General features: G+C 37.2%; 19 protein-coding genes and 1 riboswitch. Of the genes, 18 read left to right on the top strand and 1 reads right to left on the bottom strand.

Features of this window, described 5'->3' with window-relative positions:
* Positions 1-187: 187 nt before the first annotated feature.
* Together ACQKOF_RS04220 and ACQKOF_RS04225 are read left to right on the top strand one after the other, a co-directional pair.
* A complete protein-coding gene (locus tag ACQKOF_RS04220) occupies positions 188-2,176 on the top strand; it encodes an ABC1 kinase family protein (RefSeq protein ID WP_427554003.1) in 1,989 nt (662 codons plus the stop codon).
* 487 nt (positions 2,177-2,663) lie between these two features.
* Complete coding sequence (locus ACQKOF_RS04225) at positions 2,664-3,869, top strand: NlpC/P60 family protein (RefSeq protein WP_427554005.1); 1,206 nt, start codon at positions 2,664-2,666, stop codon at positions 3,867-3,869.
* Between the two features lie 142 nt (positions 3,870-4,011).
* Here the strand turns inward: ACQKOF_RS04225 and ACQKOF_RS04230 are convergent, their stop codons facing one another.
* Entirely contained in the window at positions 4,012-4,206 is a 195-nt protein-coding gene (locus ACQKOF_RS04230) for a hypothetical protein (RefSeq protein WP_427554007.1), read from the bottom strand.
* Between the two features lie 258 nt (positions 4,207-4,464).
* On the opposite strand from ACQKOF_RS04230, the gene ACQKOF_RS04235 reads away from it, so the two are divergent.
* From ACQKOF_RS04235 to ACQKOF_RS04310, 16 genes are all read left to right on the top strand, one after another.
* On the top strand, positions 4,465-5,013 hold the full coding sequence (locus tag ACQKOF_RS04235) for a hypothetical protein (RefSeq protein ID WP_427554009.1): 549 nt from the start codon (positions 4,465-4,467) through the stop codon (positions 5,011-5,013).
* A 227-nt stretch (positions 5,014-5,240) separates the two neighbouring features.
* A riboswitch (cobalamin riboswitch) is annotated at positions 5,241-5,442 on the top strand.
* Positions 5,443-5,638: 196 nt separating this feature from the next.
* A complete protein-coding gene (locus tag ACQKOF_RS04240) occupies positions 5,639-6,181 on the top strand; it encodes a hypothetical protein (protein ID WP_427554011.1) in 543 nt (180 codons plus the stop codon).
* A gap of 1 nt (position 6,182) precedes the next feature.
* Positions 6,183-7,145, top strand: a complete 963-nt coding sequence (locus ACQKOF_RS04245) for an ABC transporter substrate-binding protein (protein ID WP_427554013.1) — start codon at positions 6,183-6,185, stop codon at positions 7,143-7,145.
* 287 nt (positions 7,146-7,432) lie between these two features.
* Positions 7,433-8,200, top strand: coding sequence for a tyrosine-protein phosphatase (locus ACQKOF_RS04250; protein WP_427554015.1), 768 nt, complete (start codon positions 7,433-7,435; stop codon positions 8,198-8,200).
* Positions 8,201-8,472: 272 nt separating this feature from the next.
* Positions 8,473-9,858, top strand: coding sequence for an MATE family efflux transporter (locus ACQKOF_RS04255; RefSeq protein WP_427554016.1), 1,386 nt, complete (start codon positions 8,473-8,475; stop codon positions 9,856-9,858).
* Entirely contained in the window at positions 9,858-10,694 is an 837-nt protein-coding gene (locus ACQKOF_RS04260) for a putative RNA methyltransferase (protein ID WP_427554018.1), read from the top strand. Before ACQKOF_RS04255 ends, ACQKOF_RS04260 begins: the two co-directional genes overlap by 1 nt.
* A 79-nt stretch (positions 10,695-10,773) precedes the next feature.
* Complete coding sequence (locus tag ACQKOF_RS04265) at positions 10,774-11,382, top strand: lysophospholipid acyltransferase family protein (protein ID WP_427554020.1); 609 nt, start codon at positions 10,774-10,776, stop codon at positions 11,380-11,382.
* A gap of 58 nt (positions 11,383-11,440) precedes the next feature.
* Positions 11,441-11,905 carry a low molecular weight protein-tyrosine-phosphatase gene (locus ACQKOF_RS04270; RefSeq protein ID WP_427554022.1) on the top strand — a complete coding sequence of 155 codons (465 nt, stop codon included), beginning with the start codon at positions 11,441-11,443 and terminating at the stop codon, positions 11,903-11,905.
* A gap of 399 nt (positions 11,906-12,304) precedes the next feature.
* A complete protein-coding gene (locus ACQKOF_RS04275) occupies positions 12,305-13,024 on the top strand; it encodes a YebC/PmpR family DNA-binding transcriptional regulator (RefSeq protein WP_427554024.1) in 720 nt (239 codons plus the stop codon).
* Between the two features lie 437 nt (positions 13,025-13,461).
* Positions 13,462-14,757, top strand: a complete 1,296-nt coding sequence (locus tag ACQKOF_RS04280; RefSeq protein WP_427554026.1) for an arsenic transporter — start codon at positions 13,462-13,464, stop codon at positions 14,755-14,757.
* Positions 14,758-15,009: 252 nt separating this feature from the next.
* Positions 15,010-16,752, top strand: coding sequence for a methyl-accepting chemotaxis protein (locus tag ACQKOF_RS04285; protein WP_427554028.1), 1,743 nt, complete (start codon positions 15,010-15,012; stop codon positions 16,750-16,752).
* An 87-nt stretch (positions 16,753-16,839) separates the two neighbouring features.
* Entirely contained in the window at positions 16,840-17,415 is a 576-nt protein-coding gene (locus ACQKOF_RS04290; protein ID WP_427554030.1) for a YdcF family protein, read from the top strand.
* Between the two features lie 74 nt (positions 17,416-17,489).
* Entirely contained in the window at positions 17,490-19,187 is a 1,698-nt protein-coding gene (locus tag ACQKOF_RS04295; RefSeq protein ID WP_427554032.1) for a M3 family oligoendopeptidase, read from the top strand.
* Between the two features lie 237 nt (positions 19,188-19,424).
* Positions 19,425-20,504 carry an AI-2E family transporter gene (locus tag ACQKOF_RS04300; protein WP_427554034.1) on the top strand — a complete coding sequence of 360 codons (1,080 nt, stop codon included), beginning with the start codon at positions 19,425-19,427 and terminating at the stop codon, positions 20,502-20,504.
* 11 nt (positions 20,505-20,515) lie between these two features.
* The gene (locus ACQKOF_RS04305; protein WP_427554036.1) at positions 20,516-21,142 is read left to right on the top strand and encodes an NUDIX hydrolase; all 627 of its coding nucleotides are present in this window, start codon (positions 20,516-20,518) and stop codon (positions 21,140-21,142) included.
* Positions 21,143-21,254: 112 nt separating this feature from the next.
* A complete protein-coding gene (locus ACQKOF_RS04310) occupies positions 21,255-21,719 on the top strand; it encodes a hypothetical protein (RefSeq protein ID WP_370043780.1) in 465 nt (154 codons plus the stop codon).
* Positions 21,720-21,740: the final 21 nt, after the last annotated feature.

The following is a 21,740-nucleotide window of genomic DNA, read 5'->3' on the forward strand; positions in this document are numbered from 1 at the left end:
CTAAAGATGGAAATCTACATCTGAGGTTGTATAGGCAGATGAGACTTTGGAGCGTAGCGAAGCGGTTTAAAACCATATCCTTTATTAAGAACTATTTCTCTGGTCACTCGTTCTATACATTAAAAGAAGTACAGGTCTTAATTTGTTATACTAGCAGTATTAGGAAATAGCATCGGAGGTGACGCTGTTGATTTTTTTGAAATTTTTAATCCAAATCATTGTTGTATCAGGGCTTATTTATTTTGTAAGTGGTCGACTAATTGGTTCAAACATTAATTTTATACGTAGGGTTCTTTCTGTAGTCATTAGTGTGACGCTAACGTCCTTTGTTTACTGGTATACCTATTTACGTCATACAAACTTTTTATACGAACCAATGATGCAAACAGTGACAGAGGTCAGTACACTTGTTTGGATTGGCTGCATGCTACTAATTTCGATGCTGCTCTATCTCGTTTTTGAACTTTTCGATCCAAGTGGTATTACAGCTAGAGATCGTCGGAATGGCAAAAAAAATTTATTATTGCGCCTTCGTAGCTACTGGCGACAGCAAAAGCGTTTGCGTCAGGTGTTAAAAATAGCAGTGACAAATGGCGTTGTTCAAACGATTAAATACACAAGACAACGAGAAAATGAAAAGGAGCTTGCCATTGCTTTAAGGGTCACTTTGGAGCAATGTGGTGGGATATTTGTTAAATTTGGTCAGGTACTTTCTACTCGTAAGGAACTGTTTTCGCCTATCTTTATTGACGAGTTAGAGAAGTTACAACATAGTGTGAAGCCATTATCGTCAGAGCAGGTAACACAAATTTTAGAAGATTCACTTCCGAAGCCTATGGATGAAATATTTGAAAGCTTTCAAATGGAGCCTATTGCGGCAGCATCTATTGGACAAGTACATAAGGCACGATTGAAAAATTTTGATGAAGTTGTGGTGAAGCTACTACGTCCAGAAGTGAAGGGAATCATGCGAGACGATCTCGATATTTTGGAGGAATTTGCTAATTGGCTTTCAAACAAGTCTACATGGGCTGAGTCACTGGGTTTTCGAGAGCTTGCTAAAGGGTTTGGCGATGGGTTACGCGAGGAAATACATTTAGATATTGAGGCTCGAAATACATTGCAGGTGACGAATGCTCTTACCAAAAGCGATTATAAGGTGAGGATTCCTAAAATCTATACAGAATATTGTAATGAAAATATTATTGTCATGGAATATGTACGAGGGAAAAGCGTTGCAAATGCTGCGGCTGAATTTAATCAATTAAAAAATAATCGTAGGCAGTTTGCACGGACTGTTTTATACTCCTTCATTGAACAGATGCTTTTTTCGGGTATATTTCATGCAGATCCACATCCAGGAAATATTCATATTGATGAGATGGATGGCACACCGATCCTTCTTGATTTTGGGGCTGTAGGCCGTTTGGGAGCTACACAACAAGAGGGCTTAAAGCTAATATTAATGGGGATTCATCTAAATGATTCAAGTACTTTATTTGACGGCTTAACATTATTGGTTGAAAATGCTGATCATGCAGATCGTGCAAAGATAGAGCAAGCGATTGATCAAATTCTCTTGAAAATCTCTTACGTGGATCGAATTCCAACAGAGGAATTAATACATGCATTATTTACGGTTGTTCGTGATTTCGGTCTTGCTTTCTATCCAGCAGTAGGTTTAGCGCTGCGTTCATTAGTAACATTGGAGGGGACATTACGGGTAATTGACCCAAGTTTTGATATTTTTACGGAAGCGAAAGATTTTTCATCTGCATATATGCGCGCAACCTTCCTGAAGCCATTTAAAGAACCGATGGCAACAAAGGAACGTTTACAAGAAGAATTAGCAATGCTTATTCCGACATTGCGCAAAATGCCAAGACGAGTTGACCAGCTCATTCAACGGGTGGAGAGTGGAAAAATTATCTTACATCACGATGTTTTTTCGGATGAGGATAATGCTCGTTTTATTACAAATTTGTTTTCCCGTTTCGTCTTACTTCTCGTAGGTATTACCTTTGGCATTATTTCTGTAGCACTTTTAGCAATCTCACAATTTATTCGTGACACGTACGCTGTTTACTTAAATACAGCTGCATATTTAGGATTATTTTTATGTGCCATTCTTTTAGTACGGCTTTCTATCCAAGCGCTACGTTCTATGAGGCAATAGGAAGAGCCAACTCGGAGTGAAAATCAATCTTTGTTTATTGAAACACATTGTTTACATCTATTCTTTTGTCAACAAACTAAGGTAGGGGAATTGCTCCCTTACCCTTTTTTATTTTAACTTCTTACAGCGGGTGTCCAAACATCCACTGTAAGAAGTTAAAGCCAATTCCGGACGCAATTATGTCGAGGCATAATTGATAAATGTTCTCGAGAAATATTACAAAAACATTACAAAACAAATAGTGGGTCTAATGGTAAAACAGTTAAAAACGTTGTTATGTAGAACAAAACGTTATTTTGTAGAAGATATATGAATTTACGTGAATGTTACAAGAATGTTTCGAGTTTTACTAAACGATTAAAAAGACGTGAAATAGTATAAAAGTTATGCTAATAATGCTAAACTTTAAAAGGCTAATAAAATATAAGAATAAATAAAAGAAATCGTTCCAGTGATTACATTAAAATACTAAGAGCGAAATTGACTAGTGAAGGGAAAGAATAACGTGGGTAAGCGCAATAAATGGCGTAAGTCGATGGTGCTAGCATTAGCACTAGCTGGCGGCTTATTATTTAATACAGTTCAACCAACTAAAGTGCACGCAGAAGAAACATCTCAACAAATGATTGATAAGAAAGCTAAAATAGATACAGAGGTTAAAAAGCTTCAAGACGAATTAACTAAACTACAAAAAGAGATCGATGAAAAAGTAAAAGTATTTAACAAAGTACAAGCAGATATTAAAGAAGTTGACGCAAATATTGTAGATACTAAAAAACGTATTGAGCAACGTTCAGCGATTTTAAGTGAACGTATGGCTGCATACCAAGCTCAAGATAATACTGTGGGTATTTATTTAAGTGCTGTTCTTGAATCAAAAAGCTTTGCAGATCTAATGGACCGTGTCGTAGCGGTAAAAACATTAATGGATGCTGACCAAGAATTAGTAGATCAACAAGAAGCAGATAAGGCTAACTTAGAGAAACAAAAAACAACATTAGATGAAAAACAAAAAGAGCTTCAAAAGCAATTCCAAGAGCTTCAACAAAAGGAAAGCGAAATGGAAGTAAAAAAAGCTGAAAATGAAGCGAAATCTCTTGCATTAAAGGCACAAATTGCAACGAAACAAGAAGAAGAACGTTTAGAAGCAGAACGTAAAGCAGCAGAGGAAGAAGCAGCTCGTTTACGTGCACTTCAAGCAGCTACTCCAGTTGTACAAGCAACAAACAATAACAATAGTAACAGTAACAACAATAGCAACAGCAACGCTAACAACAGTAGCAAAGCTAACAACGAAAGATCACAACAAATCATTATTGGTTCAGGATCAGGCACTGCATCTTCAGGTGATGCTATTTCAACTGCAAAGCAATTCCTAGGCCGTAGCTATGTTTGGGGCGGAAGTAACCCATCAACAGGATTTGACTGTTCAGGTCTTGTACAATGGTCTTACAAACAATCAGGCGTATCTTTACCACGTACAGCATCACAACAATATTTAGCAACACAACGTATTTCAGCAGGTGAAGCACGTGTAGGTGACCTAGTATTCTTCAGCTATGGTTCAGGCATAGCGCATGTAGGTATTTACTTAGGGAATAACACGATGATCGATGCTCAAAATAAAGGTGTTGTCATTGAATCACTTGATTGGTGGAATCAATATTTAGTAGGCTTCGGTCGTATTCAATAAGCCTTGCTATTATTTAGACGATTTAAATAGCGAAAAGGTCATCTTTGTAAAAGAAATTACAAAGATGGCCTTTTTTATTATTTGACGGTATTTAAGGTCCTGCGAGTAAACCCATCACGCAACCGATATGGTAATCCATTAATTAAGGGTCGACTACTCGACGAATAATGAGTAAAATAACATCTAGGATGAATAAATTTACATAAGTAGATATATTTACTACTATAGCCCTAGTTACTAAAATGATAGTAGGGCCGAGAGAAGGAATATCACTAGTTATCCATATAATGATTGCCATCGTTATTGTGTATTTTGGTTGGATTTTAAAAGAAGGCAAATAAGTGTGACACCTCCAATAATAAAGCTAACGTGTAAAATAAATGTATCTTTATATAACTGAAAGTAATGTTCCCCCTTGCATGTTGAGCCTCATTTCTGATAATTTTGAAATATATAATACGGGAGCTTGCTTTGAAATTAAAATCATTTGCGACTTTAATTTCGTAGCAGTAAAGTAACAAATAATAGAAATTAAGACAGCACTTACAAGTACACTATTTTTTACGTTCTGAAACAATAAAGGTAGGGATGAATCATGGAAAAAGAGATTTTGCAACTTTTTAGTAATTTAACAGAGCGTGACCGTGATATACAATACAAATCATACGAAGGATTAATGAAAATTATGCAGGAACCAGTTGATTGGACATATTCAGTTTGGGAACAACTTGTTCAGGCTCTTACATACAAAAACGAACATGTGCGTGCAAGTGCTGCACAATTTTTATGCGCATTGGCAGCAAAAAGTGATCCTGAAGAAAGAGTATTAGAGGACTTCTTAAAGATTTGGGCCGTAACGTATGATGAAAAAACAGTGACTGCGAGGCATACTTTACAGGCAATTTGGAGAATAGGTTTAGCAGGGCAGGTACAAAGAGATTTAGTCGTTTCATATTTGGCGAAAAGATTTCAAATATGCTTAGACGAAAAGCACCCGACATTAATACGCTATGATATTATTGTATCCTTTAAAAAGTTATTCGATGCAACGAATGACCCAAAACTACTAGAGATTGCACAGCGTTTAATTGAGGAAGAGAGAGATGTTAAATACAAAAAGAAATATATGAATGCCATCCGTTAAAAGTTATGAAATGTCTATTTTTTGCGCAATACTTTCGTTAAGAAATAGTTTTTATAAAGTATGAAAAAATAAAACGACTGCACGATCAGGATGAATACCCATGGGGGCAGTGAGAATATCCGCGTGTAAAAGGTAATACATGCATGATTTTTATCCATCGTATTTGTTTATTCAAATTCCACAGCTATTTTTTCCTATCAATCTATGTTAAACTGCTTTACAAGTGAATAATTCTTGCAGAATAAGGGTGCTGAACTATAGCATAATCGGGAATTCGGTGAAAAACCGAAGCTGTTTCCGCAACTGTAAGTACAGGAATCATAAAGATATACCACTGTCGAATTATTTGATGGGAAGGTTTTTTATGACTCACAACGTGATTGAATGAACTGTACAAGCCAGGAGACCGACCTTTGTTTGAACGTGTAGATAACTCTTCGGAAGCTAGGAGAATATGCGGCAAATACATAGGCTATGTCGTATCTATACGACAATTTTTATGTTATTTTTGTTGTTTCCTTAGGAGTGGAAACAACGTTTTTTTTATGTACACTTATAATTCACCTGATGAAATCCTAAGGAGAGTGTTAAAGAATTTTTCACGAAGGAAAGCGGGGACTTAGATTTGAAAAAAGATGCACGTTATTCTTGTTATCCATTTATGCGTGAAAAGGCATCAACGGTAGATTTTGAAATTCGAACGGATAGCCTTACAACACATATTGGCGTCGCTTTGGCGGCGGTAAAAAAGGAAACAGTAGAGGTAGTAGCAGATGATTTACTAGCCATTTTACCAATGGCTTACCATGTAAATGGCTCAGTCCGAGGTAAATTAGCGGTAACCGAAGATGATTTGACTTGGCTTAGTGATCGCTATGATTTCTATGTTAGTCATGTTAAAGAGGAAATACAAAACTTTGTATTACCTCAAGGAACAGAGGCTGCTACTGCATTACATTTATGCCGTAGTGAGTCGAAAAAATCATATCGCGTTTTGCACATAGTATCTGAAGAACGGGAAATACCTGCTATTCTCTTTGATTATTTAGGATTACTAGCCAATGTATTTTTTGTAATGGCTGTCTTTATGAATCAGCGGGCTGGTATTGCTGAAATACCGTTTATTAGTAAGTCATACCCGATGAAAAAGAAAAAGGAGAATCAATGAAATGAAGAAAATGTTTAAGCTACAATGGCTTTCTGTATTTATGCTAGCACTCGTATTAGTTGGCTGTGGCACGAAAGAGGATACTAATAAAGAGACTATTTCTAAGGAAGATCAACAAGTTGAGAAAACTAGCTATAAAGTTAAGGATGACCGCGGCGTAGAAGTAGAGTTTAATGCTGTACCTAAAACTGTTGTTTCATTGCAACCAAGTAATACAGAAGTTCTATTTGCTCTAGGTGTGGGTGATAAAATCGTTGGTGCAACTGAGCATGATACGTATCCAGAAGAAGCGCAAAAAATTGAGCGTGTTTCTGATTCTGTAAAATTCAATAGTGAGCGTATTTTAGCGTTAAAGCCAGATGTCGTTATTGCCTATACAACTGGAGGCGATGATGAAAATTTAAATGCCTTAAAAGGTCTCGAAGACGCAGGTATTAAAGTGTTTGCCATTCAATCAGCTAAATCATTTGATGATGTTTATGGGGATATCCAACAAATCGCAACGGTTATGGGAATCAAAGATAAAGGCGACAAGTTAAATGAAGATATTAAAGCTAAAATTGCGGCAGTTCAAGCGAAAGTCAAAGATGTGAAAGAGCCAAAAAATATCTATTTCGAAATTAGTCCAAAGCCAGACATATATACACCTGGTTCTGGTACATTCCAACAAGAGATTTTAAATGCTGCAAATGTTAAGAACGTTTTTGCTGACCTCAAAAGCTGGGCAAAGGTATCTGAGGAAGATATTATTGCGAAAAATCCAGATGTCATTTTAACAACAGTAAACTATGTGGAAAACCCAACGGCAGAAATCCTTTCTCGTGATGGATGGAATTCAATTACTGCCATTCAAAATAAAGCGGTTTATTTTATAGATACTGATATTTCAAACCGTCCGGGCCCGCGTATTGGCGAAGCTGTTGAGTTAACAGCAAAAGCAGTATACCCTGAGTTATTTAAATAGTCTATTTTGAAAAATAGTATTTTGGAGCTGTCCTTTATCAAGGACAGCTTTTTTAATGGGTAATTACTTTGGTAGTGAAATGCTCGGGAAAAACCCGTTTCTCTTCGGTGAAGATGTGATCGGGTAATACGGCCACTTGCTCCGCTCTGGCAAAGAGGCACTCAAATAAACCCCCTTATCGCTCTCTAAGTAGTGTATAACATTACCTAGTGTGAAAATTGGTATTATATCGAATTGTTCGATAAAATAGAGATAAGAATGCTTGCTAACAGAGAGAGGTGCAGTGAGTGAAACAGTTTGATATGAAGATTACTTCGTTTGAGGCAGTCTATAATTTCCGTGATATGGGTGGTTATAAGTCGAGCGATGGGCGTGCTATTAAGGATGGTTTGATTTATCGTTCAGCAGCACTTGGTAAAATGACGAAAGCAGATAAGGAGCTTTTTGAAACACTAGGTGTGAAAACAATTTTTGATTATCGAGACAACCATGAAGCTCAAAATAATCCTAATCCGGTATTCCCGTATGCCAAGTATATTCAAATACCAGCAAAGGGAAATCATGCTTTTGAGATGCCTACAAACACTGGTGGAAAAGATTTTTATAAGGTTGTAAGCCCAGAGATGTTCAGAGATTTTTATGCACAAATGCCTTTTAATAATGCCTCGTTCAAGGAATTAATAGCAACGATTCAACATCCTGAAAATTTAGGGCTTGTTCATCATTGTGCGGTCGGGAAGGATCGAACAGGTATTGGCAGTGCACTTATTTTACTAGCTTTAGATGTACCTGAGGAAACGATCATGGAGGACTATTTAGATACAAATGTACATCTACGTCCCTTAGTAGAACGAATGGCTCAGACGATTCAGCAAGATTATAGCGAGCGAGAATTACAGCAATTTTATGCCTTAATGTCTGCCCGTGAGGACTATTTACAAGCAGCATTTGATGCAATGGATAACCGATATGGCTCTAAGGCCGCTTTTTTAGAGCAAGAGTTTGGCTTAACAACAGAAAAACGTATGCAATTGCAGGACCATTGCTTACTATGATAAGAAACCCTTTCACATAAAATTGTGAGAGGGATTTTTTGTTTATTATACTAGCTTTACATATTCTTTTAAGGTTTCATTATAAAAACTCTTTACACTCTATAAATCTATGATAAGATACTATATATTTTTATCCCGCGTTAACGGGCCGTAATTTATTTGTACCGAAAGCGAAGCGTCAGGTACAAAACTCCCGCCTCAAAATTGGTAGGTGGGAGATTAACTGCTCGTAAAATCTATCTTTATGAAGCGTATAGGAGAAGTGAAAAGTATTGGCAGATACATTAAAAGAAAGTGATATACAAGAGACAGATAAGTTAAGTTTGTTCCATTTAACGTGGCCGATATTTTTAGAAGTATTTTTATTTATGTTAATGGGACTAGCCGATACATTTATGCTCAGTGCTTTATCAGACAATGCTGTATCAGGAGTTGGTGCAGCCAATCAATATATTCATATTGCAATTTTAATACTTGAAGTAGTTGGTAATGGTGCTTCCATTGTTGTATCTCAATATTTAGGTTCAAGGCGCATTTTTGAAGCTGCGAAGATTTCCGCTTTAGCAGTAACGATGAATTTGGTCGTTGGACTAATGATGAGCGTCGTATTTTTCTTTTTTTCAAGTCATTTAATGTCCATGATGAACTTGCAGGGGGAAGTGCTTAAATACGCTCAAAGCTATTTAGTAATCATAGGAAGCTTTATTTTTTTACAAGCAATTATAAATGCGTTAGCAGCGATTATCCGTGTACATGGATGGACAAAGCAAACGATGTATGTATCACTAGGTATGAATGTGCTACACGTTGTATTAAACTACGGTTTAATCTTCGGTAATTTAGGATTACCGGAGTTAGGTGTAAAAGGAGCTGCTATTTCCTCAGTTATAAGTCGTGGATTAGCAATTCTCGTGTTTTTCTGGCTGTTTTATCAAGTCATGGATGTTAGAGTGAAGCTAGAATATTATTTCGAGTATTCAAAGGAATATATTCGAAAAATATTAAATATAGGCTTACCGTCAGCATTTGAGCAGGTGCTTTATCAGTTTTGTCAGATTGTCTTTCTTTATTATGCAACGTATTTAGGCTCAGAGACACTTGCTGCAAGACAGTATGCCATGAATATTTCGATGTTTACGTATTTATTTGCGATTGCAATTGGGACAGGCACGGCTATAATTATTGGGCGAAATGTCGGTGCTGGTAAAAAAGATCAAGCCTATCATCAGCTTTGGTCAAGTGTACGTGCAGCTTTTGTCTTTACGATAACTATGGTTGCTGTTGTGACGATATTCCGTAAGCAACTTATGCACGTTTTTACTGATAATTCAGAGGTTATAGCCATCGGAGCATCTGTCCTAGCATTAAGTATTCTGCTTGAAACAGGGCGTACGATGAATATTGTAGTTATTAACTCATTGCGTGCCTCTGGGGATGCAAGATTCCCGGTGAAAATCGGTTTCTTATCAATGGTATGTATGAGCCTCCCGCTCGGCTACTTGTTTGTATTCGTTTTAGATTGGGGTTTAGTAGGTATTTGGCTAGCGATTTCGGCAGATGAATGGATGCGAGCCATTATCGTATACTTTAGATGGAGAAGTCGTAAGTGGGAGCGTTTCGCGCTTGTTTCACCTACAGAACAGAAGGAGGCAAATTAATGGGAGCACTTTCTAAAAGAGCTGCAGGGGCAGCCTTAATGGAGAAAAATATTACGCTTTTTGCTTGTCCAATTTGTCAGGAGTCAATGGATGTTTTTGAGCAGGGTAGATTAGTATGTTCCTCAAATCATTCTTTTGATATTGCCAAGCAGGGTTATGTCAATATGCTGACACATGGTGCTGTTTCTAAGTACAGTAAAGATCTCTTTGAATCTAGAAAAGCTGTTATTGATAGTGGCATCTATGATTTAGTAGAAGATAAAATCGGAGAGCTAATTGCTAACGCAGAAACCGTGCTGGATACAGGCTGTGGTGAGGGTTCACATTTAGCTCGTATTATGGAAGGACTAAAAGGTAACTGTATTGGCATTGGTATTGATATAGCGAAAGAAGGCATACTTGCTGCATCCCGACATTATCCAGGGCAAATTTGGTGTGTTGGTGATTTAGCGAAAAGTCCATTTGCAAGATCAAGCTTCGATGCCATATTAAATATTTTATCGCCCGCCAATTACGAAGAATTTAAACGTCTATTAACTCACAATGGTTGTGTTGTTAAGGTTGTCCCTCAAAGTGGGTACCTACATGAGCTTCGAGCACAATTATATGCGGATTCTACTAAAGAGTCGTATTCGAATGAACAAATAGTTGCTCGCTTTAAAGAAAGCTTTGATGATGTTAGTGTGGAGCGTATTACTTATACGGTACTATTAGCTACAGAGCTTGTACCAGCACTACTTGAAATGACACCGATGGGCTGGCATAAAAAAGAGGAAGCCAATATCGAGTTAAATGAAATTACGATTGATGTTGATGTATTAGTGGGAAGAGTCTAGTTATTTCACATGCAATTGCAGTATACTGGTCTTTTCGATTACAATGGTAATAACTATTGAATAAGGTAGGAATGAAACAGTGTATAAATTTATAGCAAATCTTGTCAAAGTGATATTAAAATTAACGGGCTCAAAGGCGCGTGTATATGAGGAGCAAAACTTACCGAAGGAAGGTGGGTTTATTATTGCATGTACACATACGGGTTATGTTGATATTTTAAACCTTGGGGTTTCAATGTCTCCTCGAGAAATTCACTTTATGGCTAAAAAGCAATTGTTTGATATTAAAGGCCTTGGTTGGCTTATAGAGCGTTTAAATGCCTTTCCAGTTGACCGTGACAATCCAGGACCAAGTGTTATTAAAATCCCTTCACAGTTATTGAAAGAGGGTAAAATCGTAGGGATTTTCCCATCTGGTACACGAAATGCAGAAGGATCGGATTTAAAGCAAGGCGCGATTACAATAGCACAGCTGTCAAAAGCGCAAATTGTACCAGCCGCTTATGTTGGTGCGCGTAATGCTGGTGATGTCTTGAAGCGTGGAAAGGGTTATCTAATTTATGGAGAGCCATTTTATGTGACAGGCAAGGGTAAAGAAGGACGCGAGGAGTTTACACAACGTCTTGAGCATGAACTGATGGCTTTAACAGAGGAATTAGAAAAGCGAATTGTGGCAGAAAAGAAATGACTTAGAAGGCACTCAGGATCAATTGATTTTGAGTGCTTTGTTGTAGGAGGATATAGAAATGATTCGAGTACTTTTTGTTTGTTTAGGTAATATTTGTCGCTCGCCAATGGCTGAAGCGGTCATGCGTGATTTGGTAGGGAAAGAGCATTTGAATCATAAAGTCGAGGTAGATTCGGCTGCAACTAGCTCTTGGCATATTGGCGAACCACCTCACAGAGGAACACAAGATAAGCTAAAAGAATATAGCATCTCAACAAAGGGTATGCAAGGCCGACAATTACAAAAGGCTGACTTTGAAAATTTTGATTACATTATTGGCATGGATGAAAGCAATATACACAATATCCGAACGATGCTTTGTAATCCTGATTCTCCAAAGATTTACCGCTTTTTAGATTTAACTGACCATCGAAAAGACGTGCCTGATCCATACTATACAGGAGATTTTCAAGAAACCTATGATTTAGTTTTAGAAGGCTGTCATGCACTATTAGAAAAAATCAAAGTAGAAAACCAATTGTAAAGTGGCTCTAAGTGAAACAATTTTCTGGACCACACCAAAAGTTGAGGGTGACATTTAAAACGTATGCTATGTATATAAGTTGATTGGAGTGGAGGCTGGGCGACTCCTTGGGGATCAGCGTCACAGATGAGACCCTGCAGCGAAGCGGCTCATCGGACGCCCCCAGGAAAGCGCCCAGCCGGAACGGAAATCAACCACACGTTATGGTGATGATCTGATTTTTTTACAATTTATTCTTTAGAAAACGACCTTAAACATTGGCATATCTAGCTTTGTAAGCATCATTTGTGTTATTATTTTCAGAGTAAAGATACGAGAAGTATTTAATTACCATTTACAGATGTGCAGCTGCGCATCTATGATTTTTATAAACTTATAATTTGAAAGAGAGTGGAAACAATGGGTCGTAAGTGGAACAATATTAAAGAAAAGAAAGCGTCTAAAGACCAAAGCACAAGCCGTATCAATGCAAAATTTGGACGCGAAATTTATGTAGCAGCTAAATCAGGCGAGCCAGATCCTGAATCAAACCGTGCCCTTAAAGTTGTTCTTGAACGAGCAAAAACATACAGTGTTCCTAAACATATTATTGAAAAAGCCATTGATAAAGCGAAGGGGGGCGGCGATGAAAACTTCGACGAATTACGTTATGAAGGTTTCGGACCAGCAGGCACTATGTTAATCGTTGATGCTTTAACAAATAATGTTAACCGTACTGCTTCTGATGTACGTGCTGCATTTGGTAAAAATAATGGGAATATGGGTGTTAGTGGATCTGTTGCCTACATGTTTGATTCAACAGCAGTTATCGGTTTAGAAGGTAAATCAGCAGATGAAGTTCTTGAAATTTTAATGGAAGCAGATGTTGATGCTCGTGATATTCTAGAAGAAGATGAGGCTGTCATTATTTATGCAGAGCCGGACCAATTCTTTGCTGCACAAGAAGCACTAAAAGCAGCTGGCGTTCAAGAATTTACAGTAGCAGAGCTTTCAATGCTTCCTCAAACAGAAGTAGCATTAACGGGTGACGACGTTGCGAAATTTGAAAAACTAATTGATGTATTAGAAGATTTAGAGGATGTCCAAAACGTTTACCATAATGCTGATTTAGGCGAATAATATAAACCTATAAAACCAGTAGCAATTTAAAGCTACTGGTTTTGTCTGTAGAAAAAACGATACTCCTTATGGCATAAAGTTATATGGTAATAGGCTTTTCTTGGATATAAAAATAATAATCAAACATATCCTATTATTATTTAGGCTGAATCTCTTTGATATTTTAATCCATCCTATTTAGGTTCATCTTGTCTACTCATAATAATGATGAGGAGCCGTTGATTTTTCACGGAGAGTGGCGACTCCAGCGGGATGAGCTTGCGCTGAAAGCCCCGCAGGAACGTAGTGACGAGGAGATTGAAGCCAAGCCCGCGGAAAGCGCCAACTCGGAGTGGAAATCAACCTTTGTCTATTGATACACTTTAATTTATTCTTTTATCGACAAACTAAAACCAGTAGCAATTAAAGCTACTGGTTTTTAATTAGGGAGGAGAACGGTGCAAGCTCTTTTAGCGATTGCTATATTTTTAGTAACTTTATTTTTTGTAATAGTGCAGCCTCGTAAAATATCGATCGGCTGGTCTGCTTGTATTGGTGCTGCAATTGCGTTGACGCTCGGAGTTGTTACTTGGCAAGATGTTGTTGAGGTAACAGGGATCGTTTGGAATGCAACGTTATCGTTCATAGGAATTATTTTTATTTCACTTATTTTAGACGAAATAGGATTCTTTGAATGGTCTGCCTTACATATGGCACGTGTGGCAAAGGGAAGTGGTATCCGCTTATTCATTTATCTTTCCTGTCTAGGCGCTATTGTTTCAGCTTTATTTGCAAATGATGGTGCAGCTTTAATACTAACACCAATTGTTCTAGCGATGATCCGTAAGTTAAATTTAACCGATAAAATGGTCTTTCCATTTATTATTGCAAGTGGATTTATAGCAGACACAACATCATTACCGTTAGTCATTAGTAATTTAACGAATATTGTGTCGGCAGACTATTTCGGTATTGGATTTATGGAATATTTCTTACATATGCTAATACCGAACCTAGTTTCTTTACTGGCAAGCATTGTTGCACTTTATATTGTTTTTCGCCGTTCGATTCCAAAAGAATATTCACTTGAGGCAGTAGGTAATCCAAAGCTTGCAATTCGGGATTCGAGATTATTTTTGTTATCATGGTATGTTATAGCAATTTTATTAGTTGGTTTCTTTATGAGTGAGTTTTTCAAAATTCCTGTGTCATTTATTTTATGTGGTGTAGCAGCTATCTTTTTCCTACTTGCACGACGTAGCAATATTGTAGATACAAAGAGAGTTGTGAAAGGGGCACCATGGAATATTGTGTTCTTTTCTATCGGTATGTATGTGGTTGTATATGGTTTGAAAAATGTAGGAATGACAGGATTGCTAGCGAGTCTATTAGAGCACGCAATACAACAAGGACTGATGGTAGCGACGATAACGATGGGGTTTGTAGCTGCGATTTTGTCAGCTATTATGAATAACCTACCAACTGTGATGATTGATGCATTAGCTATTGCTGAAACTAGTGCAACTGGCATTATTAAAGAAGGTCTTATTTATGCAAATGTCATCGGCACTAATTTAGGTCCTAAAATGACACCGATTGGCTCACTCGCAACATTATTATGGCTCCATATATTGAAGCAAAAAGGAATTAAAATTGGCTGGGTTCAGTATTTAAAAATAGGTATTGTTCTAACAATCCCAACTCTTCTCGCTACTTTAATAGCTTTAGTGGCTTGGATTATGATCATATCATAGGCGAGCGATAAAAATAAAAAAACTATTTTTCTATAAGCCATATCCCTGTAGAAAGATAGTTTTTTTCTGTGATTCCAGCTCATCGGTCGCCTCCAGGAAAGCGCCCCAGCCGTTATGGTGATCAAGCATATCTGGGTAAAAAGGTGAATAATTCATACTTAAATTACGTTTTACCCATTGTGAAAAAATTCAAATCATAACATAATATAGATTAATAGTCATGGTGAATGAAGAGAAAAGGGGGGCTAAAGCATGAAGTTTTTACGTTCGATACAGGGGAAACTAATTATTATTTCATTAGCATTATTAATTATTCCTAGTTTAATAATAGGTTTGGTTAGTTATAACAAAGCGAATAAAGGTATGGAGAATATTGGCCAACAAGTTATCAAAAATAGCGTTGAATCTACTTTGCAATTAATCGAGCTTGCAAATGAGAGTGTTAAAAGGGGCGACGTTCCTTTGGAAGTTGCACAGGAACGGGTGCGGGAGGCACTTCTAGGACCGAAGGATAGTGAAGGAAAGAGGCCAATTAATTATCCTGGAGACTTAGGGAAGTATGGTTATATATATGTTTTAGATGATAAAGGGACATTAACAACCCACCCGACTCGAGAAGGGGATAGCCTATGGAACGATCAAGATAGTAGCGGCAATTACTTTATTCGAGAAGTAATCGAAAAAGCACTTGCTGGTGGAGGATTTACACAATATGAGTTTGCGCTACCAGGTCAAGATGTATTAGCTCCAAAAATAATTTATTCTGTAAAGGATCCTAATTGGGGATGGATCATTGCATCGGGTACATATATGCAAGACTTTAATAAAGAAGCTAATTCATTATTACTCGTTATTGGTATTACATTATTAGGTGCCATTATTATAGGTACTGTAGTTGTCATAATGGTTTCGAGACATTTAGCTTTACCAGTGCAAAAATTATCTAAACGCGTACGTGAGGTTGCGAAGGGGAATTTAACTGTAGAAATTGAAAATTTACAACGCTCAGATGAGATTGGTCAGTTAAATGAAGGCTTTAATGAAATGGTGGATCAACTGAAAACATTAATCACAGATGTAGAGGAAGCTATTGCAGAAATTCAATCGACATCGTCAAATCTAACATCTGTAGCAGAGGAAACAAATGCTTATGGAGATGAAATAGTAAAAGCGATAAATGAGGTCTCGGACGGAGCAGTAAAGCAAGCTTCAGATGCTGAGGATACGAATAAAACTGCCATTGTTTTTGCCCAGCAGATTGAAGGATTGCATGACAAAAATGAAGTAATGCTTGATGCATCTCAACATATGAAACGATCAAATCAAGAGGGGCTTATAAATTTAAACGGCTTAAAAGAGAAATCACACGAGTCTTCAGAATTGATTAATAATGTTTATACTGTATTTAATAGCTTAATTGTGAAAGTAAGAGAAATTGAAGGCATTGTTGGTACCATTACCGAGATTTCTGATCAGACGAATCTGCTTGCATTAAATGCATCCATAGAGGCAGCTAGAGCTGGTGAGCATGGCAAGGGCTTTGCAGTTGTTGCTGAGGAGGTACGTAAGCTAGCGGATCAAACATCTGTAGCAACTGAGCTAGTGCGTACAACCTTAAAGGGGATTGAAAGTGAAACGAATTTAGTGAACGATGAAATGAAGAAAACAAATGTTATTGTTCGTCAACAAAATGATTCGGTTGCCATAACAGAGTCATCCTTCAAGGAAATTGAATTGTCCGTAGAGAAAATTATTTCTGTCATTGGGGAAATGACTGCAGGAGTAGAATATTTGAATAGCTCAAAGGATTACATCATGCAATCTATCGAAAGTATTGCAATGATTAGTGAGAAAAATGCAGCTGCATCAGAGGAAGTAACGGCATCCGTTGATGAACAGCAGCGTGCTATTCAACTGGTTAGTGAATCTTCCAATGATTTAACAGATGAAATAACGGCATTACAGGAATCTATTAAGCGCTTTATATTAAGATAATCAATCAAGGATGTTTGTACAGTAATTCTAGTACAAGCATCCTTTTTTTTGTCTAAACGTTAATAAAAGGTAAGGGAGGGGTCGATCGTGAAAAAATGGGTAATAAGAATAGGGGTTATACTACTTGGTATTTGTAGCGTTGTTTATATTTGGCTCGGCGAGGAGATGAAACAAGGTGTCCAGCCAGCTGCAAACGGAACAGCTACATACATGATTGTCCTGGGAGCAAAGGTAAAACTGGGTGGAATTCCATCGCTTTCTTTGAAAAATAGATTAGAAGAAGCTGTAAAGTATTTAAACAAATATCCTCATGTAAAAGTAATTGTTTCAGGTGGGCAAGGGGCGGATGAAGATCGGACAGAGGCTTCTGTCATGCTTAAATACTTACAGGACAATGGCATTGATACTAATAGAATATTAGTGGAAGACCAATCTACTTCAACTTATGAAAACTTATTATTTTCTAAAGAACTTTTGCCTAAAGGAACTAAGAAAATCACGATTCTCTCTAATGATTTTCATTTAAAGCGTGCAAAATATTTAGCTGAGTCTTTAGGTTTTGAAGCAGATGTCGTGGCAGCAAAAACGCCAAAATCAGTGGAAGTAAAGTTAAATCTACGTGAAAGGGCAGCACTATTAAAAACATATATAATTGGCTATTAAATTGTTTCTTAATAAGATAGATTTGGCATATAATAGAAATATAACGGGGTATATGACAGAAAGAGGGGATTTCTATGAAAACGTTTAAAGACTATGAGTACAGCCGTCCGAATATCGAGGCAATGAAAGAGCAACAATTATCCTTAATTGATCAATTTAAAAATGCTCAAACGATGGACGGGCAAAGTGACATAATTGAGAAATTAAACGGACTGAGTAATGACTACGCTACGATGGCAAACTTAGTGTACATTCGTGCTTCGATTGATACAAATGATGAATTTTATCATGCAGAACGCGATTATTTTGACGAGGTTGGACCTGAGTTGGAAGAGGTAACAACAGAATATTATAAAGCGCTAATCGTTTCACCATTCCGTGAGCAGTTAGAAGAAAAATGGGGTGAGCAATTATTTGATTTAGCAACCTATCAAATTAAAGGCTTTTCACCAGTAGTCATAGATCTAATGCAAAAGGAGAACAAGCTTGTTTCAGAATACAATAAACTTGTTGCCTCTGCGCAAATTGACTTTAATGGTGAAACATTAACACTTGCTCAGCTTGGACCATATGCAGAATCTACTGATCGTGGAATGCGTAAGGCGGCAACAGATGCGCGCTTTGGCTTTTTTGCTGAGCATGAAGAGGAATTTGATCGACTATATGATGAACTTGTTAAGGTGCGTCATGAAATCGCTGTTAAATTAGGATATAAAAACTATGTCGAACTAGGCTATATCCGAATGAATCGCATTGACTATAATGCAAATATGGTAAAGAAATTCCGTGACCAAGTTCGTGATTTAATCGTACCTATTGCAACCAAGTTATATGAACGCCAGGCAAAGCGTATTGGTATTTCTGAATTTAAGTTCTATGATGAAGCATTCAACTTTGTATCAGGAAATGCTACACCAAAAGGCGATCCGCAATGGATTGTTGCGAACGGTAAAAAAATGTATGAAGAGCTATCACCTGAGACTGGTGAATTTTTCAACTTTATGATTGATCATGAATTAATGGACTTAGTGGCGAAGAAAGGAAAAGAGAGTGGTGGTTATTGTACATTTATCGAAAACTATCACTCACCATTTATCTTCTCGAACTTTAATGGTACTTCTGGCGATATCGATGTGTTAACACATGAAGCTGGACATGCTTTCCAAGTCTATTCAAGTCGTAATATTGGAATCCCAGAATACTTATGGCCAACATATGAATCTTGTGAAATTCATTCGATGAGTATGGAATTTTTCACATGGCCATGGATGGAGCTATTCTTTAAGGAAGACACAGAGAAATATAAGTTCACACACTTAAGTAGTGGCTTACTATTCCTTCCTTACGGTGTTGCAGTTGATGAGTTCCAACATGTGATCTATGAAAATCCTAGTATGACACCAGCTGAACGTAAAGCTGCGTGGAAAAAAATTGAGGAGACATATTTACCACATCGTGACTATGATCATAATAGCTATCTAGAAGCAGGCAGTATATGGCAACGTCAAGCGCATATTTATTCAAGTCCATTCTATTACATTGATTACACGTTAGCGCAAATTTGTGCATTCCAATTCTGGAAACGTTCACGTGAAGAATTTGATGCTGCCTGGAAGGACTATACTCATTTATGTGGTTTAGGCGGCTCTATGTCCTTTACGAAGCTTGTAAAAGAAGCAGGCTTAATTTCACCATTTGAGGATGGCTGTGTTGAATCGGTCATTGGTGATATTGAAGATTACTTAAATTCAGTAGACGATACAAAATTATAGACTACTACGTTATGCAACATTAGTGAAAATTCGCGACACTCCTGTGGGGAAACAATCCGTCCGAGCTTCCTTAGATGCTTTAGCATTTGAGGGACTTGCGGGATTGCCCGTTGGAGGGTTGTGAATTTTTTTAGTTTCAAAAACTCTTTTATTTAGACAATAAATACTAGGACACTTGCTAAATGGTTAATATATAAGTAGTATTTTCAGTAACTGTGATAAAAGGAAGTGAAGAAAGTGACGAGGAAAGTTTGGTTTCAAGTAGGCGTAGGAGTTTTACTTGCTCTACTAGTCATTAAATATTTTATAGAGATTCATTGGATTTTTTCTCCTCTTGTTATTATTTTAAAGGCTATTTTTGTACCTTTGTTGCTCGGCGGTGTTTTGTATTATGTTACGGAGCCGATTCAGAGGTTTTTAGAGAAGCGTAAATTTCCGAGATGGGCAAGTATATTAACGATAATCATTGGACTTATAGCGCTTGTTGGTGGCTTTGGTTGGATTGTTGGTAATCCAATTGCAGTGCAGGTTAATAATTTAGTGAAAAATGTACCACAGATTAGTGCTAGTATACAAGATGCAGCCGATTATGTGTTGCGAAACAAAGATAACTTCCCGCCACAGTTAAAAGATTTTATCGACAATATGGCGAATTCTGTGCAGCATTTTGCCGTTGTAGCAAGTAAGGGGCTAGTTTCGTTTTTACAATCAGTTGTATCAGTTTCTTTATTAGCTATTTTAATTCCATTCTTCTTTATTTTTATGTTGAAGGATCATGAAAAATTTGCGCCGTCAGTTTATAAATATTTCAGTGGTGAACGTCGAGAATGGGTGAAAAAGACGTTAAGTGAAATTGACGATGTTTTACGTAGCTATATTCAAGGACAGCTACAGATTAGTTTTTTACTAGCATCCATTATGTATGTAGGGTATTTAATTATAGGTCTAGAATATTCGTTGCTACTTGTTATATTCGCGTTCTTTATGAATATGATTCCGTTTATTGGACCATGGATCGCCTTTACACCAGCACTGATTGTGGCTATTGTTCAGGATCCAGTGTTAGTCATATGGGTGTCTGTTGTCACACTCGTGGCGCAGCAAATTGATAGTAACTTTATAACTCCTAACGTAATGGGGAAAACACTCGATATACATCCGTTAACAGTTATTACAGTTATTTTAGCAGCAGGTAATATTGCAGGCTTCATCGGAATTATCATTGCAGTACCATTTTATGCAGTTTTAAAAGTGATCGCATCCAATATTTATGATGAACGTAACGTGATTAAGAAAAAGGCTACGAAGTCAGTATAGGAGTCGAAAAAATGGAACAAGAAATTGTGAAAGTTTTTAATGAACAGCATGAAGAGATTGGGACAGCAACGAGAGCAGAAGTACATGAAAAAGGACTATGGCATGAAACATTCCACTGTTGGCTTGTCAATGAGAACTATATCTATTTCCAAATCCGTAGTTCACAAAAAAAGGACTACCCTGGCTTGCTTGATATTACAGCGGCGGGGCATCTATTGGCCATAGAGACAGTAGAATCAGGAATTCGTGAAGTGAAGGAAGAACTAGGGCTCGATGTCGACGTACACGAAGTTGTTAAAATGGGCATGACATCTTGTAGTATCGTTTCGGAAAACATGATAGACAATGAATTTTGTCATGTTTATATATATCCATTCAAACATGATTGGGAATCATTTGAACTGCAGTATGAGGAAGTATCAGGGGTCGTTCGAGCAAAACTTGATGAGGCAGAGGCATTCTTTTTAGGAGAAACAGCTACTCTAAATATTGAAGGCTATGAATATTTCCCTGATGGTCAACGAGCGAAAATTGTGCGCCCAGTAAGTACAGCACAATTTGTCCCTTACCGCGAACTATACGTTGCACATGTTATTAAGTTTGTAAAAGATAAAATGTTTAATGAGACATATGAGTAACTGAAAAAATGTAGGGCAAGCTTTCCATAAGGCTTGTCCTATTTCACTTCAAAATAACAGGAAAAATAAGTTATACTGAAAGATAGATTGAATAGAAAAGGAGCATTTTTATATGCTAACATTTGAACAAAAACAAACCATCATTGAATCATTCCCTGGACTTACAAAAAAGGAAATTTCATTAAAACGCTTAAATTACCATTTTATGGATAGTCTTTATGAAAAGACAATTGTTGTGGAAAAGCTACACCCAAATGGCAACGGCTTTGTCTTTGTTGGTGACTTATTGCGCTATGAGGAAGAAGCAAACGATAAAGGCCTAGTAAATATTCGTGACTACGATGAACAACAGCTTCGTGAAATTATTGAAGATGCCATTCAATATTTATCGGAAGAAGAAGAAGAGCAAGGGCCGATCGAAGAGATGTGGCAAAATCGTGAAGGTATTCAATTAAAGCTAGCTTGTGAGCAACGTTCTTGGAATGTTTATCATGGTGAAAATTTAGAGGAAGCCTTTGGCACACATGATGCTGCGAAAGAATATTTACTAGAAGAGGGCTTTCGTAAAAAGAAATAAGTAATACGGGGATGATAACAA

The organism is Lysinibacillus sp. NPDC093190 (assembly GCF_050280425.1).
In the GTDB taxonomy this organism is placed as follows: Bacteria; Bacillota; Bacilli; order Bacillales_A; family Planococcaceae; genus Lysinibacillus.